The sequence below is a fragment of the Rhodococcus sp. 21391 genome (assembly GCF_016772255.1).
GTDB lineage: Bacteria > Actinomycetota > Actinomycetes > Mycobacteriales > Mycobacteriaceae > Rhodococcus_F > Rhodococcus_F opacus.
The window spans coordinates 4,003,236-4,028,278 of sequence record NZ_CP063781.1; the positions used below are offsets into that span (position 1 = coordinate 4,003,236).

The following is a 25,043-nucleotide window of genomic DNA, read 5'->3' on the forward strand; positions in this document are numbered from 1 at the left end:
CCCCTACGGTCGCCGCTATTCGACGGTGACGGACTTGGCGAGGTTACGCGGCTTGTCGACGTCGTAGCCCCGTGTCTGCGCGACCTCCGCCGCGAACACCTGCAATGGCACCGTCGACAGCAGCGGCTGCAGCAGCGTCGGTGCCGCCGGGATCTCGATCAGGTGGTCGGCGAACGGGCGCACGGCCTCGTCGCCCTCCTCCGCGATCACGACGGTCCGCGCCCCGCGGGCCTGGATCTCCCGGATGTTGCTCAGCAGCTTCGAGTGCAGCACCGCGCGCCCCTTCGGGGACGGCATCACGATGATCACCGGCAGCCCGTCCTCGATCAGCGCGATCGGCCCGTGCTTGAGCTCGCCGGCCGCGAAGCCCTCGGCGTGCATGTACGCCAGCTCCTTGAGCTTGAGCGCACCCTCGAGCGCCACGGGGTAGCCCACGTGGCGGCCCAGGAACAGCACCGTCGACGACGACGCCAGCTCCCGCGCCAGCGCCCGCACCGGCTCGACCGTCTCGAGCACCCGGCTCACCAGGTTGGGCATCGCCTCGAGGTCGGCATACTCGCGTGCGACCTCGTCCGGGTACTTGGTGCCGCGGGCCTGGGCGAGGGCCAGGCCGACCAGATAGTTCGCCGTGACCTGCGCGAGGAACGCCTTGGTCGACGCGACACCGATCTCCGGACCTGCCCGGGTGTAGAGGACGGCGTCGGCCTCGCGCGGAATCTGGGCGCCGTTCGTGTTGCACACCGCCAGGACCCGCGCCTTCTGGTCCTTGGCGTGGCGCACGGCCTCGAGGGTGTCGGCCGTCTCACCGGACTGCGAGATGGCCACGACCAGCGTCGACCGGTCGAGAACCGGGTCGCGGTAGCGGAATTCGCTGGCGAGCTCGACCTCCACGGGCAGGCGGGTCCAGTGCTCGATGGCGTACTTCGCGAGCAGCCCCGAGTGGTAGGCGCTGCCGCAGGCGACGACGAAGACCTTGTCGACGTCGCGCAGCTCCTGATCCGACAGTCGCTGCTCGTCGAGAACGATCTTCCCGTCCTGGAAGTGACCGAGCAGGGTGTCCGCGACGGCGGCCGGCTGCTCCTCGATCTCCTTGAGCATGAAGTAGTCGTGGCCGCCCTTCTCGGCGGCGGCGAGATCCCAGTCGATGCGGAACGGGCGGCCCTGCGCCTCGGATCCGTCGAAGTTCAGAATCGAGTACCCGTCCGCGGTGATCACCACGACCTGGTCCTGCCCCAGCTCGACCGCGTCACGAGTGTGCTCGATGAACGCCGCGACATCGGACCCGAGGAACGTCTCTCCCTCGCCGACACCGATGACGAGGGGCGTCGAGCGGCGCGCCGCGACGATGGTGTCCGGGTGGTCCGAGTGCGTAAAGACGAGCGTGAACGCGCCCTCGAGCCTGCGCAGCACGCTCAGCGCGCTCGCGACGAAGTCACCGGCCGTCTCGCCCGAGGCGTAGGCGCGGGCGACCAGGTGCACAGCGACCTCGGTGTCGGTGTCGCTGGCGAAGTCGATTCCGTCGTGCTCGAGTTCGGCCCGCAGCGGGGCGAAGTTCTCGATGATGCCGTTGTGCACGACGGCAACCGTGTTGCCCGCGTCACGGTGCGGATGCGCGTTGCGGTCGGTCGGCCTGCCGTGCGTGGCCCACCGCGTGTGACCGATCCCGGTGCTCCCGGTGAAGTGCTCGGCCCCGACCTCGTCGAGTTCGGCCTCGAGATTCGCGAGACGACCCGCTTTCCGCTCGACCGCCATGCCGCCGTGTCCGTCGAGCACGGCGATGCCGGCAGAGTCGTATCCGCGGTATTCCATTCGCCGCAAGGCCTCCACCACAACAGTCAGAGCCTGCCGGTGGCCGACGTATCCCACGATTCCGCACATGGTTCATCAGGGTACTTGGACCGGGCGACGCGGCGAAGTCGGAGTGTGTGCCGCATCGGCTCTCTCGCCGGCCCGCGAATCGGATAACGTTCTCCCCGTGGCGCCGAAACCGAAGACCCTGGCCCGTGAACTATCCAAGCGAGGACCGCACCGCGTGCTGCGGGGTGACCTCGCACTCGCCGGACAGCCGGGCGTCGTATACACGCCCGAATCAGGCTTCAACCTGCCCGCCGTCGCGTTCGCGCACAGCTGGATGGCAGGTGCCGACCACTACCGGAAGACGCTCGAGCATCTGGCTTCGTGGGGAATCGTCGTGGCAGCCCCCAACAGCGAGCGGGGTCCCGTGCCCTCTCACCTGGGCCTCGCCACCGACCTCCGGGCCACCCTCGACATCTGTGTGGGCGTGCGACTCGGTCCCGGCCAGATCAGCGTGCAGCCCGACCGCGTCGCGTTCGCAGGACACGGGATGGGTGCGGGTGTGGCAGTGCTCGCCGCCGCGCAGCGGGACGTGTCGGCGGTCGCCGCCCTGTTCCCGGCGCCGACCGCACCGAAGGCCGAGAAGTATGCGTCCAAGATCACAGCGCCGGGTCTGATCGTGGCCGGTGCCGACATCGACACCATGAACAGCAACGCCAAGGCGCTGGCCGAGGCATGGGGCGGGGAACACGTCCTGCGCGCCGTCAACGGGGCGAAGGAGTCGGGGCTCACCGAAGGACGCCGCCTCCTGGGAGCACTCGGCATCGGCGGTTCCGAGCGGAAGACCCAGCAGATCACGCGCGCGCTGCTCACCGGCTTCCTGCTGTATCACCTCACCGAGGACAAGAAGTACGAGGTGTTCGCGAAGGCGGATGCCGAACTTCCGCACACCACGCTCGTCGATCCGCACGAGGAGCACACCGACGCCGGCTTCGAGGGCGTGCTCCCGCACATCTGACGTCTCCGGTCACACCAGCCAGCTGCGCGGCCGATAGAACTCGTCGTCGTCGAGTGTGCTCGGTTGCGCAGCCGCAGGCGGTGCCGCTGCAGATTCGGTCCGGCCGCGGCCGGACCGGTTTGCCGCGGCTTCCTCGTCTCTGGCTCTGCGCTCGTCGATCCGCTCCCGGAACATTTCCAGGTCGGCTCGCATCTGTGCCCGTTGTGCACGCAACCGTGCGGCTCGGTGGCTCACAGCGGCCCGGCCTCGGCCAACTCGGCGCCGCTGTCGAATCCGGCCACGGGACCTGTCGCCAGTTCGGGTGCGGACCGCGGCTCCTGTAGCGGCGGGACCTCGACGGGTGTCTCGGGAGCCAGCTCCTGCTGCACTGACACCACCTGTGGTTGTGGGACGGCTGCGGCGTCTCCGGCCGGCGCAAGGGCCGGTGTGTTCTCGTGGTCCGAGACGTTGTCCGAGGCAGCCCCACCGGGCGTCGGCTCTTCCTCGGTTGTCGCGTCCGGGGCGTCCTCGGCACCAGCGCTGACCTGCGATTCCGGGGTCGGCGCGGCGGGTGCGCAGTCGGCGTCGCCGGAGTCTCCGTCCCCGGCAGCGGTTTCCGCTGTGATCTGCGGCAGACCGTTGGGGCCGATCTCGACTCCGAACCTGGCCGTCCCACCCTGTCCGTCGCTCATCTCGAGATGAATCCCCTGACCGTCGGCATCGACGGCGAGCGTCCATGACTGTCCGTCGAGGCTCAGTTCGAGGCTCGTGTCGTGTGGGATGCCGTCGGCCGGCTCGCCGTCGTCCTCCCGCGGATCGGCGTGTTCGTCGCCGAGGTCCTCGGTGTTCCGTTCCTCGTCGTCCCTGTGGGTGAGGGCCGAGACGGTGTCCTCGATCAACGGGCGAAGGATCGAACCGAGATCCGCCAGACCTCCTGCGAGACCCGGACGCACCAGATCACCGGGGCCGGGAATGCTCCCGAGGCCCGGGGCAGTAGTCGTCGGAGGCACGGCGACCACCGGCGGTGCGGTTGTCGGTGGCGCCGCGGCCATCGGAGGTGCAGTTGTCGGTAGCGCCGCGGCCATCGGACTGGTGACCGCGTCCCCACCACCGGATCGAGGCGGGACGTACGCCGGTCCGCCCGTTGCAGGGGCCGCGGCGGGCGCCGTCGGCGCTGCAGGTGCGGGGGCGGGGGCGGGGGCGGGCGCCGCCGCAGCGGCGGGGACGGTGTCGGCGTGTGGCACCTCGGGCACCCTCGGCGCGGGTGCCGGATCGGGAGTGTCCTCGGGACGAAAACCGGGCTTCACCTCGATCGACCGCGCCTCGGCGATGACGGCGTCGTAGGCGGCGTGCACCGCTTCGGCGCAGTCCGCACAAGCAGCGGTGAACTCCTGCTGCTTCTCCTCGTACACGTGGCGGAAGTTCACGTCGAGCCAGTCCTTGGCGATTCCGGCGGCCCGCCGCACCACGTCGTCACGGTCGAGTCGGCGGAGCGCACCAGCGCCCCCGTCCTTGTACAGGCCGTTGACGTGCCGGTAGTCGTCGTCGGCGAGTTCGGGGAACCAGTAGGACGCGTCTTCCATGCAGTCCTTCGCGGCGGAGTTGTCGCCGTCCTTGCCGTCGGCGTAGATCTGGGCGAGAACGTCGATCTGGGCCGCGCTGTACCCCGCGACCGTCGGCTGGTGCAGAGACACCACCTTGTACGCCTTGTTCGTCACCGCGGCGCTCAGCGTGAGGTTCGCCTCGAACAGCACTTCGGCGAGTCCGTGGAGCCGACCAATGGTGGCGTCCGCCTGGATGTTCTGTCGGTCGACGGCGTCGATCGCCGCCGCGGCGGCGACTCCGCTCCACCCGGTTCGCACTGCGGCGACGCATCTCTCGTTCTCGTCGAGTTCGGTGCGGGCCGTGTCGAGACTGCGTCCGAGGGTGTCGACGTCGCGGGCGAGCACGTTCAATCGCATCCCCCGCTCGGCGTCGAACCTCGCGTAGTAGTCGGTGAGTTCGCGAGACTCGTATCCCAGTTTCTTCGCCGCGGGGAGGAACAACTCGAAGAATTCGAGGCCCTGCGCGCCGAGATCGAGCATGTCGTCGGGAACGTTGAGACCATTCGGGCGCAGGTGCTCCCCCAGCGCGTTCCGGGATGCGTTCGCGGTCTGGGCGTCGCTGCCGTGCTCCAACAATGCGGCGTAGCGCTGGTCGGCGGACGGAGTCCGGTCACGCTTGTCGAGCCCGTACTCGTCGAAGTACGGCTGCCACGACGCCTCGTCCTCCTCGCGGGAGGCGGCCCAGGCCTGGAGGAGTTGCTCCTTGTATTCGCGGCTCAGGTTCGGGTCGTCGATCAGCGTTCTCGGATCCGTGGTCACCATTGCACCCCGTTCACGTCGGCGGTGACGTTCGCGTCCGTTCCCGAGTAGCGCGCCGCGGCGGCCCGGAACGCGTGGCCGAACGATTCCGCGTCCGCGGCCCACTGGCCGAGCGCGACCCCGACGATGCCGAGGGCGTCATGCACCGCGTCACCTTTCGCGGCGTAGTCGCGGCCCGCGTGCGCCCCACCGAATTCCAGCCGGGCGGTCTCGGCGGCCTGCTGTCTCAGGACCTCCGCCGACCGCAGCAGTCTCGCGCCCGCGTCCGTCACCACCGCGACGTCCACCTCGAGCCCATCGCTCATTGCCCCACCCTCTCTTCGCGACCTACTGCATTAGACGCGACAGCGCACCGATCGGTTCCCCCGGCCGATCGGTGCGCTGTGTCCGCTCACACGGAGGCGACAGTGCCCGCCAGTTCGTCGGCGAGCTTCCTGGCCACTTCGATGTCCGAAGCCTCGACCATCACGCGTACGAGTTGTTCGGTGCCCGACGGTCGCAGCAGTACCCTGCCGTTGTCGCCCAGGCTGCGCTCGGCCGCCAGGACCGCGTCCAGCACGACCGGAGACGCGGCGACGGCGCGCTTGTCGGCGACCCTCACGTTGACCAGAATCTGCGGGAGTGTCGTCATCGCCGCCGCCAGGTCCGCGATCGGCTGTCCGGTCTCCGCCATCCGGCCCATCAGCCGCAGTCCCGTCAGCACTCCGTCGCCGGTGGTGCCGAAAGCGGGGAACACGACGTGTCCGGACTGTTCGCCGCCCAGGCTGAAGCCGCCGGACCGGAGCCCTTCGAGGACGTAGCGATCACCGACAGCAGTGGTGACCAGTGAGATCCCGGCCTCGCGCATCGCGATGTGCAAACCGAGATTGCTCATGACTGTCGCGACGAGGGTGTTGTCCACCAGTTCACCGGCATCGCGCATGCCCAGAGCGAGGACGGTCATGATGGCGTCACCGTCGATGAGGGAACCGGCGGCGTCGACGGCGAGGCACCGATCCGCATCGCCGTCGTGCGCGAGCCCCAGATCGGCACCGTGCTGCACGACTGCCTTCTGCAGGCTCTCGAGGTGCGTCGACCCGCAGTTCTCGTTGATGTTGAGTCCGTCGGGTTCGGCGTTGATCGCGACGACGGTGGCGCCGGCGGCCCGGTAGGCGGCGGGAGCGACGCCCGATGCCGCGCCGTGCGCACAGTCCACCACCACGGTCAGCCCGTCGAGGCTGTTCGGGAGCGCGGTGGCCAGGTGCTGCAGATACCGTTCCGCGGCGTCGGGCACCGTGCGAACGCGTCCGATCCCCGCGCCGGTCGGCGCCCGCCGTGTCGTGGTTCCGGCGGCGACGGCCTCGATGCGGTCTTCCACCTCGTCGTCGAGTTTGTGCCCGCCGGCCGCGAAGATCTTGATGCCGTTGTCGGGCATGGGATTGTGCGAGGCGGAGATCATGACACCGAGAGCTGCGTCCAGCTCCGCGGTCAGGTAGGCCACCGCGGGTGTCGGCAGCACCCCGACGTTCAGAACGTCGACGCCGGCAGACGTCAGGCCCGCGACGACCGCCGCCTCGAGCATTTCACCGCTGGCTCTCGGGTCACGGCCGACCACGGCCGTCTTGCGTCCCCCCGAACCCGGCGACGCCAGCACCGTCGCGGCGGCGGACGCCACCTGCAACGCCAACTCGGCGGTCAGCTCGGTATTCGCGAGACCACGAACCCCATCCGTCCCGAACAATCGACCCATAGACCAGACCCCTCGCACCTAGGAAACCCACTACATCTCGGATAAAGCACGAGAGCAGGCGTCCGGTAACGATGGACGCCTGCTCTCGGGAAGAACAGGTGCCGAAGCCGACCCCGGAGGGCGGCTTCGGCGACACATCAGCGCTTCGAGTACTGAGATGCCTTGCGGGCCTTCTTCAGGCCGTACTTCTTGCGCTCGACGGCGCGGGCGTCACGCGTGAGGAAGCCGGCGCTCTTGAGAGCCGGACGGTCCTCGGGGGTGACCTCGATGAGCGCGCGGGCGATGGCGAGGCGCAGTGCGCCGGCCTGTCCGGACGGTCCGCCACCGTGCAGCAGTGCCACGATGTCGAAGGACTCGGCACGCTCGACCGTGACGAGCGGAGCCTTGATCAGCTGCTGGTGCACCTTGTTCGGGAAGTAGTCCTCGATGGTGCGGCCGTTGAGCTTGAAGTCGCCCGAACCGGGGGTCAGACGGACGCGGACAACCGCTTCCTTACGACGACCGACGGTCTGGATGGGGCGATCGATCACGATCGGGGCCTGCGGCGCAGCAGCGGCCTCGATGTCCTCGGCGACCTCGGGCTCCTCGACGGACACGTACTCGTCCGCCGCGACCTCGACAGCCTCGGTGATCTCTTCGGGGTTGGACACGTTCTGCTCCTCCGGCGCCGTCACTGGGCCACCTGCTTGATCTCGAATGGCACCGGCTGCTGCGCGGCGTGGGGGTGGTTCGGGCCCGCGTAGACCTTCAGCTTGCTGCTGATGGCGCGACCCAGCTTGTTCTTGGGGAGCATGCCGACGATGGCCTTCTCCACGAGGCGGTCGGGGTTCTTGTCGAGAACCTCACCGACGGAGCGGGACTTCAGACCACCGGGGTGTCCGGAGTGGTGGTAGAGGAACTTGCCCTCACGCTTGTTGCCGCTGATGGCAACCTTCTCGGCGTTGATGATGACGACGAAGTCGCCGCCGTCAACGTGCGGTGCAAAGGTGGGCTTGTGCTTGCCGCGCAGCAAGTTGGCTGCCTGGACGGCAAGGCGGCCGAGCACCACGTCAGTGGCGTCGATGACGTGCCACGTGCGGGTCACATCTCCGGCCTTCGGGGTGTACGTAGACACAGAACTTCCTCGTCTTGTTCAATCCGCTGCTGGCCATTGCGTATCGTCGAGCGATTCTCGGCGGCCAGTTGAGACCCGAGAACCGCCAGCCACTGCGACACGAGGACGCAGCGGCGCACGGCACGCCAACGGAGAACAATACCGGTCGGTGAGGCCCAGGGTCAAAATTCACTCGGCGAGCGCATCGGCGAGCTGTTCGACCGCCCAGGTCAGCTCGTCCCGTTCGATCACCAGCGGCGGGGCGATGCGGATCGTTCCTTCGTGCGCGTCCTTCGCGAGGACCCTGCGCGCCAGGAGTCTTTCACAGATCGTTCGCGCGGACGGCATACCGTCGGCCAGCTGCACACCGGCCCACAGTCCGCGCCCACGCACCTCCGACACGTGGTCGGGGGGCAGTTGCGACAACATGCTGTGCAGGTAGGCGCCCAGCTCACGGCTTCGCTGCTGATATTCGCCGGTCTCGAGCAGGTCGACGACCGCGCTCCCGACCGCGCAGGCGAGGGGGTTGCCCCCGAACGTGCTCCCGTGCTGCCCGGGGCCGATCACCGCCATCACCGGCCAGTCGGCGACGACGGCGGAGACCGGCATCAAGCCACCCCCGAGCGCCTTGCCCAGGACGTACACGTCGGGGGTCACGTTCTCGTGGTCGCACGCGAACGTGTCGCCGGTCCGCCCGAGCCCGCTCTGGATCTCGTCGGCGATCATCAGGATCCCGCGCCGGGTGCAGATGTCCCGGACCGCCGTGAGGTAGCCGGGCGGTGGCACCAGCACTCCGGCCTCCCCCTGGATCGGTTCGAGGAGCACCGCCACGGTGTTCTCGGTGATCGCGGCCTCGAACGCGTCCGCGTTCCCGTATTCGACGGACGCGAAGCCCGGCGGGAACGGACCGAATCCGGTGTACGCGTCCGGATCGGACGAGAACCCGACGATCGAGATGGTGCGGCCGTGGAAGTTCCCGGCACACGTGATCACCTCGGCATGTCCCGGTGGCACTCCCTTGACGTCGTAACCCCATTTGCGGGCCAGTTTCAGCGCGGTCTCCACGGCTTCGGCGCCCGTGTTCATCGGCAGAACGGCTTCTTTCCGGCACAGCCGGCTCAGGTCCTCGCAGAAGGACGCGAACCGATCGTGCTGGAAGGCGCGGCTGGTCAGGGTGAGCCGGCCGAGTTGTTCGCTCGCCACCCGGACGAGGGTGGGGTGTGCGTGGCCGAAGTTGAGCGCCGAGTATCCGGCGAGGACGTCGAGGTAGTCGACGCCGTCGATTCCCTTCACCCACGAGCCCGCGCCCGACTCGATCACGACCGGCAGCGGCGAGTAGTTGTGTGCGCTGTGTTCGTCGGCCCTGCTCAGCTGCTCACGCGTGGCATCCGACACGGAAACGACACCATCCGACATTGCTGGTCACCCCTGATCTTCCGCGATCCGGAGCCTGCGGAAGCCGCGGAGCTCCATAGTGCTGCATTTGATTCCACCACCGGATTTGAGGAATTCCGAGTAGTCGACCGGTACGGGCTCGTACCCGCGGGCGGACAACTGGTCGGCAAGGTGTGAAGCCTGGACGGGTAGCACCACATTGGCGCCGTCGCTGACCAGGTTCAGTCCGAGCCAATCGGTGTCCGTCTCGGCCGCGATCACCGCGTCGGGATACATCTGCTCGAGCAGAGCGCGACTGTCCGGCGAGAACGCCGCGGGCAGGTAGGCGATGGTCGAGTCGTCGAGCACACCCAGGGCGGTGTTGAGGTGGTAGTAGCGGGGATTCACCAGGTTCAACGTGATCACCGGGCGGCCGAGGTGCGCCGAGGCCTCGGCGTGCGACCGCGGGTCGGACCGAAATCCGGTTCCGGCGAGGATCACGTCGCCGACGACGAGGAAGTCGCCCTCCCCCTCGTTGACGTACCGCGGCAGGGTGGGCCTGATCAGCCCGTTGTCCGAGAACCACCGGAACACGTGTTCGGCCTCGGCCCGCCGCTCGGCGGAGCGGTAGCGGGCGCCGAGCGCCACACCGTCGACGACGAGTCCGCTGTCGGTGACGAACACCATGTCCGGAAGTCCCTCGACCGGGTCGATCGTGAGGACCTCGTGCCCGAGTCGCCGGTAGGTGTCCGCGAGCGCCGACCACTGCGACATCGCACGATCCCGGTCCACGGGTTCCTCGGGCCGCATCCAGTCGTTGATGGCATAGACGACGTCGAAATACGTGGGCGGGCACATCAGGTAGCTCCGCGAGTGAGCATGCCGCGGGACGCGGGCGGCGGCGCCCGGCACCTCCGCCGTCTCCTCGTACGGGTTCTCGGACTCGATACCAGCAGTGGGCGCCATCTCCACTCCCCCTCGATCGGTGTCGGTGAAATCAGTATCCACCCACCAAAAGGCCTGATCAATGCGCTAGCGTTCCATCACATGGATGATTCGTTGCGTCTGGACGGGCTCGATCGGCGGATCGTTGCGCGACTGGAGCGCAACGCACGGTCCAGCTTCGCCACCATCGGCGCCGAGGTCGGCCTGTCCGCACCCGCCGTGAAGCGTCGGGTCGATCGACTGGTCGAGTCCGGGGTGATCACCGGATTCCATGCGGCGCTCGATCCGCGTGCTCTCGGCCACGGCGTCGAGGTGTTCGTCGAGTTGTACTGCAGCGGTCGCACCTCGGCCGTCGAGATCGCACGGATCGTGTCCCGTCACGCCGAGGTTCAGGAGGCGTACACCGTCACCGGCGATGCCAACGCCCTCCTCCGCGTCCGCACCACCGACACGGCACACCTCGAACGCACGCTGGAGAATCTGCGGTCGGAGCCGGCCGTCCTTCAGACCAAGAGCAGCGTCGTCCTCAGCCGGCTGATACCGCCCGCCGACTGATCCACTCGCTCCACCGTCGGAGACGACAGTGCCCCAGCAACCGTGGATTGCTGGGGCACTCGACGTGTCACGCGAAGATCAGAGCCACGCCGTGGCGTTCCGGTCTTCCGCAGTCTGCATGTCGACGGCGCCGTCCTGGACGACCTTCGAGATCGTCTGCAGAACCTGGAGCAGATCCTCGTGGGAGCCGTCCCACTTCGCCTGCACAGCTTGGTAGTTCTCCCGCGCACCGCTCTCCCACTGCGCGACGAGCCCGTTGACGTAGCCCCGGAGCTCGTCATGCGTCTGGCGCAGCTTCGCCTCGTTCGACTTGATGTCGCTCGCCAGCGCCTGCAACTCGGCAAATCCGTACTTCAATGAAGACATTCGGTGCTCCCCTCGAGCGTGGTAATTGTTGTCGGCGCCGGCGTCAGATGTCGAGCGATCCCGAAGCTCCGGCCGCATGAATCGCGTCCTGGTTGGCCTGCTCGGCGGCGTCGTATCCCTTGCCGTTCTCGCGGATCTTCACCGCAATCTCGTCCAGCGAGTCCTGCATACGGCGCGCAGCGTCTCCGTACCGCGCCATCAGCTCCATGAACGCCACCTGGGCTCCACCCTGCCAGGCCGAAGACGACTCCTCGCAACGGCCCTTGAGGCTGTTGATCGTGCCCTGCAGCTGGCTGTTCACCGTCTGCACGTGATTGGCCGCGACTTCCATCTGGCCGACATCGGTAACAACTCCCGCCATTGTGACTCCTTCTGTTCTCGGTGCGGCGGCCCCCTCTGGACTGCCCGCATTCACCCCTACACAAGATTGGACGCATCAACCGCCCAATCGGTTCCACCACGGTGGAAGTTTTTTCGGCGACGAGAAAGGGGTCACCGAACTATCACCAGCGACCGCACGACCTCTTCGCACACGCTCTCGATCGACTCCCACTCCTCCGCCAGGAACTGACAGCCGACGCTCACCTGGAGGTCGCGCTCGACGAGTACGTGCCACCGCACCACGGAGCTCGCGTCGGGAAACTCGCTGTACGCGATGCCGGGTCGACCTCCGAAGACGACATCGCGCTCCAGTTCGCCGAACAGCTCGGGACGGCCGCGCTGCGCAATCTTCGCCGCGAGCGTCACCGCCACTTCGTCGTAACCGGAATCCTCTCGAACCGCGTTCTGCGTGATGATGATTCGCCTGTCGGCTCCACCCGCAGGCACCAACTCCACTCGCGATCCGGAAGAAGCCGACGCGGCGGGCGCCCGCTCCTTCCACCCACTCGGCAGTGTCACGCGAATTCCGCCCACCTCGAGGTCCGCCGCCGCGGTGGCGGTCGTGGTGGCCGGCACCGCGGATCGGGTGGTCGTCGTGACCGGAGCCGCCGGTGCCGCACTCGCGTCCAGAGCACGGACGGATTCGGTGCCGGTACCGGGCTCCCGAAGAGTGAACACGAGAACAGCTCCGACGACGACAGCCAGCACCGCGACCACGGCGAAGAACGTCGGCCGGGTGCTCCGTCGGCCACCGCGCTCCGATCCCTGCAGCGCCGGTTCGAGCCAGTTCGCCTGCGGCACAGCCATCGTGGTCAGCTCGTCCGAAGAGTCGACCAGGCTGGACGCGAGTGCGCGCGCGATCTCTTCACCGGTGACGATCCGGACGTCGGCGTTCGGGGACGCGTGGGCGATCACGGCGTCACGCATCGTTGTGCGCTCCTGCGACTCTCCGCCGCCGGTCAGGAGTATTCCGTCGACCGGCCGATCACCGCGGGCTCGCGCACCGAGTTCCACTATCGCTGTCGCCCACTCCTCGATCCCCTCGTCGGGGCAGAGCGACGGATCGTGCTCGCATTCGACGACCCGGTATCCGCCGACCTCGCCGACCACGTAGCTGGCCGTTGCACCCACGGTCCGGCCTTCGAGCACCACCCATTGGCCACCCGACACCGCAGCACCCTCGGCCGCCGCCACGGCAACGGGAACCAGCACCGTGTCGGCGGCAACGCGCGACCCCGCGTCGGACAGCGCGTTCCGCCTCGCAGAACCCCATTCCGTCGGGTGTGACATCACTGCCGTCGCGATCGGCGCCACCTCCCCCGCACCGTCGATCACAGACCGGAACATCGTTGCCAGGGCTTCGGACACCGCGAGAACTCCGCCATCGACGTCGACGTACTCGTCGTCGACGAAGCACAGCGGCGTCATCTCGTGAGCTGCCGTCGTCACGCCCTGAGCGCAGGACCACATGCCGGATTCAGTGAGATGAATCGCGACCGACGACATCACAGCGGCGGCATCCACGCGAGCTGGATCAGGCCGGTACCTGCACGGTTGACCAGCGTTCCGCGCCCGGGAGGCATCGCACTCGGACGAACGGTGCCGATGAGATTGCCCTCCTCCCTGTTGCCACTCATCACGAGGCCCGTCGACTGCAGATCGCGCAAGCGTGCGATGACCGGTTCGTACATTGCCCGTGCGGCACCGCCGGAGCGGCGCGCGATGATCAGGTGGAATCCGATGTCGCGGGCGTGCGGCAGGAATTCGACGATCGCGGCGACCGGGTTGCCGCTCGAGGTCACGACGAGGTCGTAGTCGTCGATGACGACGAAGACCTCGGGTCCCGACCACCAGGACCGGTCGCGCTGCTGCTGGCGATTGAAGCCGGGGCCTGGCATGCGTCCCTTCAGCAGGATCGCGAGGTCCCTCATGTTCGTCGTCAGCACGTTCTCGGACGGCGCGTACGAAGCCAGGTGCTCCGTCTCGACGACGCCGAGCATCGTGCGCCGATAGTCGCCGAGAATGATCTTCGCCTGTTTGCTCGTGTTCGATGCCATGATGCCCTCGCAGATGTTCCGCAGGAGGGTCGTCTTTCCGCATTCGGTGTCGCCGAACACCAGGAAGTGGGGCTGCTCGGCGAAGTTCAGGAACGTGGGAGCCAACTCCGCCTCGTCGAGACCGATCGGAATCTGCAGACAGGCCTGCGCCGGGTCGAGGTAGGACGGCCACCCCCCGGCCGCATGGAGCACGTCGTCGCGGGCGATCTGTGCAGGCAGCATTCGCACTGCCGGCGCGGGCCGGCCGTGTGTCGCGGCGGCGATGGACGACACCGCTTGCGCCACACCGGATGCCAGGTCGGTCGGATCCGAGCTCCCGTCGATCCTCGGCAACCCGACGAGCAGATGCAGGCTGTCGCGGGTCATGCCGCGTCCGGGTCGGCCTTCGGGAACGAGTGCCGCGGTCTTCCGACCGAGGTCGGAATCCGAGGGATCACCGAGGCGCAGCTCGATCCGAGTGCCGAGCTGATCCTTGAGCGCCGGCCGGACCTCGCCCCACCGTGAGGCGGTGAGCACGACGTGCACACCGTACGACAACCCCTGGGACGCAAGGTTGGTGATTTGCTGTTCGAGAGCCTCGAAGTCCTGACGAACGCTGCCGAAACCGTCGATCACCAGGAAGACGTCCCCGAACGGATCCTGCGCGACCCCGGCCGCCGCGCCGCCGCTGCCGGGATCGGTGGCGCGCAGTCGCCGGAACTCGGCCATCGACTCGACTCCGAGTTCGCGGAAACGCTCCTCGCGCTGACGTACGATGGTGTTCATCTCCGCGATGGTGCGACGCACCCGATCGACGTCGAGGCGGTTGGCGACCGAGCCGACGTGCGGCAGTCCCGACAGTCCGGCGAGCGTGCCACCACCGAAGTCGAGGCAGTAGAACTGCACCTGCTCCGCGGAATGGGTGGCAGCCAACGACGTGATGAGCGTGCGGATCGCAGTCGACTTGCCCGACTGCGGCCCACCCACCACCGCCATGTTGCCGGTGGACCCGGACAGATCCACGACCAGGGGGTCGCGCCTCTGGTCGTACGGCCTGTCGATGATCCCGATCGGTGTACGCAGCGAGCTCAGCGCGGGAACCGGTTCGGTGAGAACCGACCTCGGCAGCATCTGGTCGAGGCTCGGCGCGGCGTCGAGCGGCCGGAGCCACACCTCATGGGCTCGCGGTCCGCGACCCGTGATCCGTTCGACCACGACGTCCATGGTGGTGCGGATCTCCGTCGGCTCCTCGGCCAGGTGGAGCGACTGTGGTTCGTCGTGGATCTCGACGACGTCGAGCGCGACCGGTGCAGCCGTGAAGATCTTGGGCCGCAGCTCGACAGCCGCCTCACCCGGCCGTCGGACACTGTCTTCCCGGCTGCCCTCGTAGGTACCGGACACGTACGAGGCCTGGAAGCGGACGATCTCCGCCGAATCGCATTTGAGGTATCCGGCACCCGGGGTCGCGGGCAGGTGGTAGGCATCCGGAACGCCGAGCACCGTGCGCGATTCGTTGGCCGAGAACGTCTTGAGACCGATGCGGTACGACAGGTGGCTGTCGAGTCCCCGCAGTTTGCCCTCCTCGAGCCTCTGACTCGCCAACAGTAGGTGGATGTGCAGCGACCGGCCGAGCCTGCCTATCGCGACGAAGAGGTCCGCGAACTCGGGCTGCTGACTGAGCAGTTCGGAGAATTCGTCGACGACGATGAACAATGCGGGCAGCGGGTCGAGGTCGGCGCCCGCCTGGCGGGCCTTCTCGTATTCGGTGACGTTCGCGAAGTTCCCGGAGGAGCGCAGGAGTTCCTGACGCCGATTCATCTCCCCGGCGAGTGCGTCCCGCATCCGGTCGACCATCGCGAGTTCCTCGGCCAGGTTGGTGATCACCGCGGCGACGTGCGGAGCCTCCTCGAGTCCGAGGAACGTGGCGCCGCCCTTGAAATCGACGAGGACGAGGTTGAGCGCGTCGGGCGAATGCGTCGCGATCAGGCCGAGCACCAACGTCCGCAGGAACTCCGACTTACCCGAACCGGTGGCCCCGATGCACAGACCGTGTGGCCCCATGCCGTTCTCGGCCGACTCCTTGAGGTCGATCTCGACCGGGTGGCCGTCCACTCCGACACCGATCGGGACCCGCAACCGGTCGCGGCCCTGGCGGGGCAGCCACGTGTGATCCGGGTTGAGACGGCCGACGTCGCCGATCCCCAGCATCTGGCTCCACGTCTGCACCGGCTGATCGTCGTCGCCCGCGTCCACTGCCGTCTGCGACGCCGTCCGGTACGGGGCGAGTCGCCGGGCCAGCGTTTCGGCTTGATGAGCGCTGACGAGGTCTGCTGTTGCGAACATCTCCACGCCGGCTCCGCTGCGGGCGCCGAGGGATCCGTCCTGCGCCACCAGCTGGAGTCCTCGTGTGGCCGTCAGTCGCGGGCAGAAGCCACTGATGTCGAGAACGGAGACCGAGTCGACCCCGCAGTCGGTGATCATCCCCGATTCGCCCTCGAGAATCCCACCGTCGACGACGATGACGAACTGCGGGACACCAGGGGCCGCGGGAGCATTGCGCGAGAATCGGTTTCGCATCGACAGCTGGGGGCCGAGCGAAGATTCGAGTTCGAGGATCGACCCGTAGATCATGCGGGACGAACCGACACCGTCGGACGCATCCGGATGCTGCGCGTGCGGCAGCCACTTGGCCCAGTCCCACTCGTCCTCGGTGTCGGGACCGCACACGACGGCGACGAGGAGGTTGTCCGGGCCGTGGAATGCGCACAACTGCATGAGCATCGACCGCACCAGGGACCGTGCCGTACCGCGTTCCCCATCCACGGAGATGGCCGCGAAGCCGCGCAGCGACACTGCAGTGGGCAGATCCTGAACGACGGAGTGTGCGCGGACGAAACGACGAAGCGACACCGCGGCAACCGGTTCCAGATCCTCCACCGGTCCGGTCTCCGGTGCGATCAGGCGGGTTGCGAGGCGCTGGCTTCCCCGGCCGACGCGCACGTGGCAGTAGTCGGGGTCGGTGATGCGGCGCTCCCACATGCGCGCTGTGCCTGCGATGGTCCACAGCAGACCGGGTTCGGGGTGACTCCAGTCGAGCGCCTTTCGCTGCTGCTCGGCGGTCTCGTCGACGTCGCGGCGCAACTGATCGAGGTAGCGCAGGTAGTCTTTGCGGTCTTCGTTGGCCTCCGCCGCTTTCGGGCCGCCACGGCCACCACCGGCGAGCATGCCGAGCATCGACACCATCATCATGACGGGAAAGAGCATCGACATCGGATTGCGGGCCATGCCCGACGAGAACATCAGGGCCATCATCCCGACCATGGCGACGACCATGACCACGGGAAGGAGCTTGGTCAGAAGGTTTCCCGGTACCAGGCGTGGAATCTCGGGCGGAGCCTGCAGACTCACTTCGCCGCCCGGGATACGCGGTACTTCCCGTCGCGCCTTGCGCACGAACCGAATAGTGCTCACTACTCGCCCCCCATGACTACAACCGCCCCGAAAAAACCGTGCAGCCGATCCGATCCCGGAACTCCGGGTCGCCCCCCTGGGCTCGATCCGCGAAGTCAGACACTAACCCATGAATGGCGATCGGGCATATAGGAGGTCCGCGCCCCTGCCGGACACTGGAGGCGGCGCCCGCGGTGTCGTAAGGTCACCGGTGATCAAATCGGATGACGATCTGTGACCGGTCGTCGATCGGTGTCGTAACGGCGCAGATGGGGTTGTGCGTCGCAGAGTTGGGGGAATCGCAGTGTCCATCACCCATGACGAATCGCGGGGATCCGCCTCGTCCACCCGTCCCGGTGCCGCAGCAGATCTCTGCCGGATCACTGTCCTGTCGACGCATTCGCAGGTCGACATGGCCGTGCCGTTCGGTGTGCCGCTGGCCATCCTCGTTCCGGGCATCGTCGACACCATCCGCACCCATCGCAGTACCAACGACTTCGACGACTCGCTCGAACAGTACGAACCCAGCGAGTGGGTTCTCGCGAAGATCGGGCACTCGCCGCTCTCGACCACGTTGACGTTGCACGAACACGGAATCCGCGACGGTGACCTCCTCGTACTGCAGAGCGTGCACACCAGCGCGCCACCGCCGCTGTTCGACGACATCATGTACAACGTGGCGATCGCCGACGCCGAGGGCGACCGTGAGTGGACCCGGGGTTCCGCACGGGTCGTGGGTTCCGTCGCCGCGGTGCTCGGCACCGTCGTCGGATCGTTCGCGCTGCTGTGGTCCGGAGCGGGGACCGAAGGATTCCTGGGGGCGGGGTGTGCACTCGCGGCGGCCCTACTGTTCCTGATCGCCGGCGCGGTCACCGGTCGAATCTACGGCGACGCGGCAAGCTCCGTCGTCCTCAGCGGATGCGCCGTTCCCCTCTCGTTCGCCGCGGGGATGCTGTTCGTGCCCGGCGGTCTCGGCGCTCCGCACCTGCTCCTCGGACTCGTGCTGGCGGGAACCACCGCCGTTCTTGCGCTGCGGCTGGGCGGTGTCGGACTGCGATTGTTCACGGCCCTGTCGGTGACGTCCCTGTTCGGTTCGCTCGCCGCCCTCGTGGCGACCCTGTTCGGCAATCCGGTTTCCGCTGTCGGCGCAGGTGTCGTGGCGGCGGCGCTGATCGGACTCGCCTTCTCGGCACGGGTATCGATCCTGCTGGCGAAGCTTCCACTGCCTCCCGTCCCGGCGCCGGGCACCTCGGTCGATCCGTCCGAGGACGACCCGGACGACGAGGTGACGATGCCGTCGTTCGATTCTCTGGCACAGCGTGCGGCACGCGCCCGCAAGTACCTCACCGGTCTGGTCGGCGCGATGACGGCACTCGCCGTTTCCGGCGCCCTCATCGCGGCGCAACCCGGTGTGTCCGACGGAATCTTCTGGCCCGGGCTCTCTCTCGCCGTCGCCACCGCCGCCGTCCTGATGTTCCGGGGACGCACGTACAGCAGCGCCGAGCAGGCGGTACCGCTGATCGCGGGCGGGGTGACGATACTGGTTCTGCTGCTCACCACCGCGGCCGTTGCCGTGCCCGACTTCGCCATCGCCTCGTTCGCCGTCGCGATCCTGTTCGCCGTCGGTGGGCTGGTACTGGGAATCCTCGCCCCCCGCCAGACGTTCTCACCCGTGATGCGACGGGTAGCTGAGCTCATCGATCTGGCGGTGATCGCGTCGATCGTTCCGCTGGTGTGCTGGGTGACCGGTCTCTACTCGCTGATGCGTGGACTGTGAGGCGCCGGCTCATCCGCGTAGTCCTGGCCACCGCGGTCGTGGCAGTCACCGCCGCCGTGGGTCAGGGCGGCGCCTCTGCTGTCGTGCCCGCTCCCGTGGACGCCGGGCTCATTCCGCCGAAGGACAGCACGAAGGTCGAGAAACGCCGGCCGTGCAAAGACGCTGTGCGCGTGCCGGACGGCACCGACGTTCCGGTTGCCCAGCGCGATCTCGACTTTCAATCGGTCTGGCCGATCACCCGGGGCGCCGGTCAGATCGTCGCGGTGATCGACACCGGCGTCTCCCCGCATCCGCGACTTCCCGGCCTCATGGACGGCGGCGACCTCGTGGGGACGGAGACCGGCACAGTCGACTGCGACGCGCACGGCACGCTCGTCGCCGGGCTGATCGGCGCCGCTCAGGTTCCCGGTTCCGGATTCTCCGGTGGTGCACCGGATTCCCGGATCCTGTCCATCCGGCAGACGAGTAGCGCGTACAACGCCGCAGGCCAGGCCGATCAGGTCGACAACGCGGGCAACTCGGTCGGCGGATACGGGAACGTTGCGACAATGGCGACGGCGATCCGGCGTGCAGCCGACTCGGGCGCCACGGTCATCAACATCTCCGAGGTCGCGTGCAAGACCGCCGCCGAGGGAATCGGCGATGGCGACCGGTACCTGGGGTCGGCCGTGAAATACGCCGTCACGGTGCACAACGCCGTGGTGGTCGCGGCGGCAGGGAACTTCGGTTCGGGAGAATGCAAGCTTCAGAATCCGGCACACGATCCCCTCCGTCCCGGCGCCGATCTGTGGGACTCCGTCAGCACCATCGCCAGTCCCGCCTGGTACGACGACTACGTGCTGACCGTCGGCTCCGTCGAGGCGAACGGATCACCGAGCGAGTTCAGCCTGGCCGGCCCGTGGGTCGACGTGGCAGCTCCGGGATCCGGTCTGACATCACTGCATCCGAGCACGGGCGACCTGACGAATACGACGTACGGCGTGCAAGGCAACGCGGAGCCGGTGAAGGGCACGAGTTTCGCCGCGCCGTACGTCTCGGCGACCGTCGCACTGGTCCGCTCGCGGTTCCCGCAACTGTCCGCACAACAGGTCATGGCCCGGATCGAGGCCACGGCGCATGCGCCGGCGGAGGGGTGGAATACGTCTGTCGGGCACGGGATCATCGATCCGCTGGCCGCAGTCACCGCCGACGTTCCCCTCGAGGGTGCGACCGTCGATCAGTCGACTTCCGTCGCGGTCGAGGCGCTCCCGGCCGCTGCTCCCCCGGATCATCGACCGCGCAACGTCGCTGTCGCGGCAACAGCGACGCTGGGCGCGCTGCTCGTGCTCGGCGTCCTGGCGTCGTTCCCACTCCGCCGCCGGTTCCAGTCGGCGACCGATCGGCGCTGACCGAACCCGCTCAGTTGGACCCTGCCGCGACAGCGGCCGGGGCGGCGTCCGGTGCGACCCCGTCGTGCGCGACGAGCGCCGACGACTTCCCGAGCGCCGGGCCCTGCGCCAGGAGGCCGAGAATTTGCCAGGGCGCAAGGGGACGGGCGCCCTCCAGTCCCAACGCCTTGGCGGAGTCGCCATCCGGGATACCGAACCGGACTCCCGTGTCCGCGACGAAGAAGATGCTGTCGCGTCGCGTGCTCGTAGGCTCGATGCCGGTCGACTGCACGAAACCGCTCGTACCCGGTTGCACGTACACCGAATCCGCGTTGTCGCCCGCGTCGTCCGCCTGGGCCAACTCGACCGCGCGAGCATTGCCGGGAATCGGAAGGGTGCGACCCGCTACCAAGGACAGCTCGGCCGCCGGACCGCTCGCGCTCGTGTAGTCCGCTGCACGGAGTGGTTGCCAGGACAGGCAGCTGACGGGACTTTCGGCGGCGTCGACGATTTTCGGTGCCGACTCCGGGAAGCTGTTCACCGCAATCTGTTCCACGGAAGGGATTCGCTTGGTGGCGTCGGGCATGATGCTCGACATCTCGGTGTCGCCGTGCGAGTCCGACAGGAAAATCAGGTTCGCGACGGCCGAGCTGATCTTCTGGATTCCGTCGCGGAGTACCACGTAGTGCGTGGTCTCGGAGCCGATCAGTACTTGGAAGACCGATCCCACGACCTTGTCCTGCAACGGATAGCGTGGGCTGCTCCCGGCCCCCGGGATGACGGGCGCGGCGAGCGGCGGTACTTCGGGGATGGCATTGACGAAACCCTTGCTCACCGGGCGTGGTCGAGCGCCTTCGAGGTCCAGCGCGCGGGTGACCGCCGGATCGTCCAGATCGATCTTGGCACGCTTCCCGCCATAGATCAGGTACGACGCGTCGGGGGTCGACGCCAGCAACGCCTGATCTCCTGTAAGAGTCCCCCCGCCCTCGGAGCTCTCCGTCTCGCCGACGATGACCGATGTTGTGACGGAGCGATTTCCGTCGGCTGCGATCGAGTCGCAGACCGTCCACGGTGACTTCGCCGAGGGGTCCCCGGCCGGCAGCGCGGACGGCGCGCCGGGGATCCCGACGAGGGCACCGCGGGGTCGGGTGTCGAGTTCGGATTCCTTGACGATCACCGGATTCTCGGACTTTCCGACTATGAGCCGCGCGGACGCGAGATTCAGGACGGGACGAAGTGTGTCGCCCATGACCACGAACATCGCGCCCGAATCCTTTCCGACGACGATCGACGCGTCGCCGATCTTGTCCTGCGGACGGAACAGCGCCAGCGCGGCGCAGCCGGCGAGTCCGAGCGACGCGATCACGACCCCCACCGCCAGTGCGCGCGACTGCGACCGCATGGGGTCGTGCAACATTCGGACGTCGCGACGCACCAGGGCGTGCTCCATCCGTCTGACCAGAAATCGATACCCGTTGACCTGCCACCGGGTGGTGGGTGTTACAGCCATTGTTCCTCCCCCGTGCTGCACAGCGCTCGGGGTGACACAGTACAGTTCCATCGACAATCTTCACGGCGGACGGGTACGGGTCTGCTGGGTTCAGGTATTCGGGGGAGGAACCATGGACCGTTCGCGCGTCACACGTCTGCCGTCGTCTCTTCGGTTTTCGGCGACCGAGATGATCGTTGCGCAACTACTGGGGGTGACCGGCGGCGTCGTGGCCTCGCTGTGCGGGTTGGTGTGGTGGGGCGCCGTCGTCGTCGCGTTCGTCCTCGTTCTCGCCGCGCTCGTCCGCGTGGGCGGCTGGTCGAGCCTGGACTGGGCCCGGGCGTGCTGGCGATATTGCACCAAACCCGTTCGGACGCAGTCCCGCACCGTCGGCTTCCAGGCACCGACAGGTCAGTCCGTCGGGCTCCGGTGGGACGGTGGCAACGTGGTCGCCGTCGTCGAAGTACTTCCTCCCGCGGGGAGCCTCACGCAGATCACCCGGGACGGCTTCCAGACGACGCACGAACTCCCGACCGACGCGCTCGCCGCGTGTCTCGTCCAGCACGACATCTCGCTGAGCGGAATCGACATCGTCAGCCACGGTTATCGCGCCGCGGCCGGCTCCCCCGCAACCGATGTGTACGACAGGCTGGTCGGCCCGCTGCCGGCGACGGCGACCCGGATGGTCTGGCTCGCGCTGCGATTCGACGCCACGGAGAGCGTCGCTGCCGTGGCGCGGCGTGGCGGCGGCGAGGAAGGTGCGTCGCGCGCGATCACGATCGCGGCAAGTCGCGTCGTGCGTGCACTGGCCGATTCAGGGTGCCGCGCGCGCATTCTCACGACCCCGGAGATCGAATCCGCCGCGCTGCAGATCAGTCGGGGCGTCGATCCGAAGACCTTCACGGAGACGTGGAAGCATGCACCTCTGCCCGGAGTGTGCAACACCGGCTACGGCGTCGACCCGCGCTACCTGACGCGAGATCTGCTCGCGAAGCTCTGGGTTCCGTCGAGCCTCGGCACGACCGTGACGATCCGGCTGCGCCCCAGCGGACACGACGGGCAGGTGAAGGTCGGTGCGGCCTGCCGGGTGACCACCCGCACGATGCCCGAACCGCTCACGATCCCCGGGCTCGTCTCGATGCAGGGCAGGCACCGGGACGGGCTGCTGTCCAATCTTCCCGTCGCGGTGTCGGACCTCGACGACGTGATGCCGTTGACCGACATGTCCGTCGAGGACCTGCGTGCGCTGCAGTTACCCCCAGCGGGGTGCGGCCAACTCATCGGCTCCGACGACTACGGTCACGGAATCACCGCTCGCATCGCGGGTCCCGGCGTCGGCATGGTCTACGTGGCGGGCGAGCTGTATCTCGCCCAGCAACTGGTGTTCCGCGCCGTCGCCACCGGCGCCCGCGTGCTCATTCACACCGATCGGCCGGACGCGTGGTCGTCATTGATCGACTCCATCGCCACGCCCGACCGGTTGCGCATCGCCGGCCACAATCCGCAGTCCGACAACAGGTTCAACACCGTCGTGTTCGACGGCGTCAACGCGCTGCCGCCCCGCGCCGGGGTCACCGCGATCTACCTCTACGGCGAACCGAGCCAGTGGCCCGGTGCCGAACCGGACCTGTCGATCGTCCAACCGAATGCGCTGGGCGACCGCATTCTTCTGTCGACCGGAGGGACGAGCATCGAACTGATGCTGGTCACGATCTCGTCCGAGACGGCGTTCATCGGTCGGCCTCGCGCGGTGGACGAGTACGTGCCGGTGCACCAGTTCTAGCCGGGGTACGGGGTGGTCCCGCGCTGAACACGGACCGCGTCGGCCCACCATACGAGCTGTGCCAGCATGCGGTCAGCCGAGTCGATGGCGGCGCCGTCGGTCGTCTGCCCCTGGTCGTCGAATCTCTTGCGCACCCGGTGGAAACTCACGCTCTGCCGCACCGACACCATGTGCAATTCGGCCACAACCTGGCGCAGCTGTTCGGTTGCCCGGAGTCCGCCTGCCAACCCGCCGTACGACACGAAACCGATGGGCTTCGAGCGCCATTCGTGTTTGACGCTGTCGAACGCGGTCTTCAGCGCCGCAGGGTAGCCGTGGTTGTACTCGGAGGTGACGGCCACGAACCCGTCGGCTCTGCCCACTCGCTCCCGGAATTCGTCCGTCACCGCGGATGCGCCGAGATCCTGCGGCAACGGCGTGTCGGCGAGATCGATGATGCCCACGTCCAGTCCTGGGTAGGCACGAGCGCGTTCGGCGAACCAGCCGGCGACGACGGGAGCGATCCGACCCACTCTGACGGATCCGATGATGATCTCGATCCGGACGGGTGCGACTGCGGTCATGAACAGGCTCCTTCTCTTCCGGAGCCATCGTAGGTGCTGGCGCCGCCGCAACCGCGGCGGCGATCGACGCCGCGGGTTCCGGTCAGTCGCCGCAGCAGCCGCCCGGCACGGTCCTGACGTCCCGGGTGATCTCGTTGCGTGCCGCCAGATCCGCGTCGTCCGGGTAGTCGACGCGCACCAGAGACAGTCCGTGCGCCGGGGCCACCAGGATCGAACTCGACCGCGACTTCTCGCGGAGGAGTTCTGCGATCCAGTCGAGGTCGCGACGTCCCTCCCCCACTGCGAGAACCGCACCGACGAGACTGCGCACCATCGACCAGCAGAAGGCGTCGGCGCTGACGAAGGCCGTGAACACGTCGCCGTCGCGCTCCCAGTCGAAACGTTGGAGATCGCGGACAGTCGTGGCGCCTTCCCGGCGTTTGCAGAACGCCGCGAAGTCGTGCAACCCCAGCAGCGTCGCGGACGCCGCGCGCATGAGTTCGAGATCCAGGACCTTCGGATACGACACGGTGTCCCGGGCTCGGAGCGGATCGGCGCCGTAGGCTGCCGACGTCAGGCGGTACTCGTAGTGCCTGCGCATCGCGGAGAACCGCGCATCGAAGTGTTCGGGTGCGAAGGCGATCTGTTTGATCCGCACGTCCTTCGGCAGGAACCGCGCGAGCCGGCGGACGAGCCGGGACGGGTCGTCCGGCACGGTGTCGAGCGGAACGTCGACGTGCGCCACCTGTCCGGTGGCGTGGACCCCGGCGTCGGTACGCCCCGCCACCGTGAGCTGCAACGGTGTGCGCAGGACGGCGCCGAGCTTCTGCTCGATCTCCCCGCACACCGTGCGCAGCCCGTTCTGGCGGGCCCACCCGGAGAAATCCGTTCCGTCGTACGCGATGTCCAGGCGCAAGCGACGGGTCCCATACGAAACGGGCCCGCCGTCCCCCGGGGGGACGACGGGCTCGTTCGATTCAGCGTGTGCCGAAACCAAGTGGA

Annotated in this window: 21 protein-coding genes; 5 read left to right on the forward strand and 16 right to left on the reverse strand. The window is 67.9% G+C overall.

Annotated elements, in window-relative coordinates:
- Positions 1-15: 15 nt before the first annotated feature.
- Positions 16-1,878: a glutamine--fructose-6-phosphate transaminase (isomerizing) gene (gene glmS, locus GO592_RS18755; protein WP_007301256.1), complete on the reverse strand. Its 1,863-nt coding sequence runs from the start codon at positions 1,876-1,878 to the stop codon at positions 16-18.
- A gap of 97 nt (positions 1,879-1,975) precedes the next feature.
- Here glmS and GO592_RS18760 point away from each other — a divergent pair, with 97 nt between their 5' ends.
- The gene (locus GO592_RS18760) at positions 1,976-2,812 is read left to right on the forward strand and encodes a dienelactone hydrolase family protein (protein ID WP_039953024.1); all 837 of its coding nucleotides are present in this window, start codon (positions 1,976-1,978) and stop codon (positions 2,810-2,812) included.
- A 9-nt stretch (positions 2,813-2,821) separates the two neighbouring features.
- Here the strand turns inward: GO592_RS18760 and GO592_RS18765 are convergent, their stop codons facing one another.
- From GO592_RS18765 to ddaH, 8 genes are all read right to left on the reverse strand, one after another.
- Positions 2,822-3,004, reverse strand: coding sequence for a hypothetical protein (locus GO592_RS18765; protein ID WP_007301258.1), 183 nt, complete (start codon positions 3,002-3,004; stop codon positions 2,822-2,824).
- A gap of 38 nt (positions 3,005-3,042) precedes the next feature.
- Positions 3,043-5,157, reverse strand: a complete 2,115-nt coding sequence (locus GO592_RS18770; protein WP_172650405.1) for a hypothetical protein — start codon at positions 5,155-5,157, stop codon at positions 3,043-3,045.
- The gene (locus GO592_RS18775) at positions 5,151-5,459 is read right to left on the reverse strand and encodes a hypothetical protein (RefSeq protein ID WP_005253878.1); all 309 of its coding nucleotides are present in this window, start codon (positions 5,457-5,459) and stop codon (positions 5,151-5,153) included. The genes GO592_RS18770 and GO592_RS18775 overlap by 7 nt, the downstream gene beginning before the upstream one ends.
- Before the next feature lie 86 nt (positions 5,460-5,545).
- The gene (glmM, locus tag GO592_RS18780) at positions 5,546-6,883 is read right to left on the reverse strand and encodes a phosphoglucosamine mutase (protein WP_007301260.1); all 1,338 of its coding nucleotides are present in this window, start codon (positions 6,881-6,883) and stop codon (positions 5,546-5,548) included.
- 137 nt (positions 6,884-7,020) lie between these two features.
- Positions 7,021-7,557 (reverse strand): 30S ribosomal protein S9, encoded by a 537-nt coding sequence (gene rpsI / locus GO592_RS18785; RefSeq protein WP_005239729.1) that lies wholly within the window; start codon positions 7,555-7,557, stop codon positions 7,021-7,023.
- A complete protein-coding gene (rplM, locus tag GO592_RS18790) occupies positions 7,554-7,997 on the reverse strand; it encodes a 50S ribosomal protein L13 (protein ID WP_005239728.1) in 444 nt (147 codons plus the stop codon). Before rplM ends, rpsI begins: the two co-directional genes overlap by 4 nt.
- 168 nt (positions 7,998-8,165) lie before the next feature.
- Positions 8,166-9,392 carry an ornithine--oxo-acid transaminase gene (rocD, locus tag GO592_RS44500; protein WP_007301261.1) on the reverse strand — a complete coding sequence of 409 codons (1,227 nt, stop codon included), beginning with the start codon at positions 9,390-9,392 and terminating at the stop codon, positions 8,166-8,168.
- 6 nt (positions 9,393-9,398) lie between these two features.
- Positions 9,399-10,316, reverse strand: coding sequence for a dimethylargininase (ddaH, locus tag GO592_RS44505; protein ID WP_063709751.1), 918 nt, complete (start codon positions 10,314-10,316; stop codon positions 9,399-9,401).
- 81 nt (positions 10,317-10,397) lie between these two features.
- Here ddaH and GO592_RS18800 point away from each other — a divergent pair, with 81 nt between their 5' ends.
- The gene (locus GO592_RS18800; RefSeq protein WP_005253874.1) at positions 10,398-10,850 is read left to right on the forward strand and encodes an Lrp/AsnC family transcriptional regulator; all 453 of its coding nucleotides are present in this window, start codon (positions 10,398-10,400) and stop codon (positions 10,848-10,850) included.
- Between the two features lie 78 nt (positions 10,851-10,928).
- On the opposite strand, the gene GO592_RS18805 is transcribed toward GO592_RS18800, so the two are convergent.
- The 4 genes from GO592_RS18805 to GO592_RS18820 form a co-directional block, all read right to left on the reverse strand.
- The gene (locus GO592_RS18805; RefSeq protein ID WP_039953027.1) at positions 10,929-11,216 is read right to left on the reverse strand and encodes a WXG100 family type VII secretion target; all 288 of its coding nucleotides are present in this window, start codon (positions 11,214-11,216) and stop codon (positions 10,929-10,931) included.
- Positions 11,217-11,259: 43 nt separating this feature from the next.
- Positions 11,260-11,577, reverse strand: a complete 318-nt coding sequence (locus GO592_RS18810) for a WXG100 family type VII secretion target (RefSeq protein WP_005253872.1) — start codon at positions 11,575-11,577, stop codon at positions 11,260-11,262.
- 131 nt (positions 11,578-11,708) lie between these two features.
- Positions 11,709-13,046, reverse strand: a complete 1,338-nt coding sequence (locus tag GO592_RS18815) for a type VII secretion-associated protein (protein WP_237720643.1) — start codon at positions 13,044-13,046, stop codon at positions 11,709-11,711.
- 56 nt (positions 13,047-13,102) lie between these two features.
- On the reverse strand, positions 13,103-17,104 hold the full coding sequence (locus GO592_RS18820) for a type VII secretion protein EccC (protein WP_039953029.1): 4,002 nt from the start codon (positions 17,102-17,104) through the stop codon (positions 13,103-13,105).
- A 283-nt stretch (positions 17,105-17,387) separates the two neighbouring features.
- On the opposite strand from GO592_RS18820, the gene eccD reads away from it, so the two are divergent.
- Entirely contained in the window at positions 17,388-18,860 is a 1,473-nt protein-coding gene (eccD, locus tag GO592_RS18825; protein WP_007301267.1) for a type VII secretion integral membrane protein EccD, read from the forward strand.
- Positions 18,857-20,248, forward strand: coding sequence for a type VII secretion-associated serine protease mycosin (gene mycP / locus GO592_RS18830; RefSeq protein WP_007301268.1), 1,392 nt, complete (start codon positions 18,857-18,859; stop codon positions 20,246-20,248). The genes eccD and mycP overlap by 4 nt, the downstream gene beginning before the upstream one ends.
- 10 nt (positions 20,249-20,258) lie before the next feature.
- Here the strand turns inward: mycP and eccB are convergent, their stop codons facing one another.
- Positions 20,259-21,737: a type VII secretion protein EccB gene (gene eccB, locus GO592_RS18835; protein ID WP_039953031.1), complete on the reverse strand. Its 1,479-nt coding sequence runs from the start codon at positions 21,735-21,737 to the stop codon at positions 20,259-20,261.
- Positions 21,738-21,849: 112 nt separating this feature from the next.
- Here eccB and eccE point away from each other — a divergent pair, with 112 nt between their 5' ends.
- Positions 21,850-23,499 carry a type VII secretion protein EccE gene (gene eccE, locus GO592_RS18840; protein WP_007301270.1) on the forward strand — a complete coding sequence of 550 codons (1,650 nt, stop codon included), beginning with the start codon at positions 21,850-21,852 and terminating at the stop codon, positions 23,497-23,499.
- Here the strand turns inward: eccE and GO592_RS18845 are convergent.
- Positions 23,496-24,062, reverse strand: coding sequence for an NADPH-dependent FMN reductase (locus GO592_RS18845; RefSeq protein WP_007301271.1), 567 nt, complete (start codon positions 24,060-24,062; stop codon positions 23,496-23,498). The two genes, eccE and GO592_RS18845, sit on opposite strands and share 4 nt — an antisense overlap.
- Positions 24,063-24,144: 82 nt before the next feature.
- Positions 24,145-25,038, reverse strand: a complete 894-nt coding sequence (gene truA / locus GO592_RS18850) for a tRNA pseudouridine(38-40) synthase TruA (protein ID WP_193385512.1) — start codon at positions 25,036-25,038, stop codon at positions 24,145-24,147.
- Positions 25,039-25,043: the final 5 nt, after the last annotated feature.

What these genes read in the sequence shown, in the direction of transcription:
- glmS (WP_007301256.1), bottom strand. Translation starts at nt 1,878, where the DNA reads ATGTGCGGAATCGTGGGATACGTCGGCCACCGGCAGGCTCTGACTGTT.
- GO592_RS18765 (WP_007301258.1), bottom strand. Translation starts at nt 3,004, where the DNA reads ATGCGAGCCGACCTGGAAATGTTCCGGGAGCGGATCGACGAGCGCAGA.
- GO592_RS18770 (WP_172650405.1), bottom strand. Translation starts at nt 5,157, where the DNA reads ATGGTGACCACGGATCCGAGAACGCTGATCGACGACCCGAACCTGAGC.
- GO592_RS18775 (WP_005253878.1), bottom strand. Translation starts at nt 5,459, where the DNA reads ATGAGCGATGGGCTCGAGGTGGACGTCGCGGTGGTGACGGACGCGGGC.
- glmM (WP_007301260.1), bottom strand. Translation starts at nt 6,883, where the DNA reads ATGGGTCGATTGTTCGGGACGGATGGGGTTCGTGGTCTCGCGAATACC.
- rocD (WP_007301261.1), bottom strand. Translation starts at nt 9,392, where the DNA reads ATGTCGGATGGTGTCGTTTCCGTGTCGGATGCCACGCGTGAGCAGCTG.
- ddaH (WP_063709751.1), bottom strand. Translation starts at nt 10,316, where the DNA reads ATGGCGCCCACTGCTGGTATCGAGTCCGAGAACCCGTACGAGGAGACG.
- GO592_RS18800 (WP_005253874.1), top strand. Translation starts at nt 10,398, where the DNA reads ATGGATGATTCGTTGCGTCTGGACGGGCTCGATCGGCGGATCGTTGCG.
- GO592_RS18805 (WP_039953027.1), bottom strand. Translation starts at nt 11,216, where the DNA reads ATGTCTTCATTGAAGTACGGATTTGCCGAGTTGCAGGCGCTGGCGAGC.
- GO592_RS18810 (WP_005253872.1), bottom strand. Translation starts at nt 11,577, where the DNA reads ATGGCGGGAGTTGTTACCGATGTCGGCCAGATGGAAGTCGCGGCCAAT.
- eccB (WP_039953031.1), bottom strand. Translation starts at nt 21,737, where the DNA reads ATGGCTGTAACACCCACCACCCGGTGGCAGGTCAACGGGTATCGATTT.
- eccE (WP_007301270.1), top strand. Translation starts at nt 21,850, where the DNA reads ATGGACCGTTCGCGCGTCACACGTCTGCCGTCGTCTCTTCGGTTTTCG.
- GO592_RS18845 (WP_007301271.1), bottom strand. Translation starts at nt 24,062, where the DNA reads ATGACCGCAGTCGCACCCGTCCGGATCGAGATCATCATCGGATCCGTC.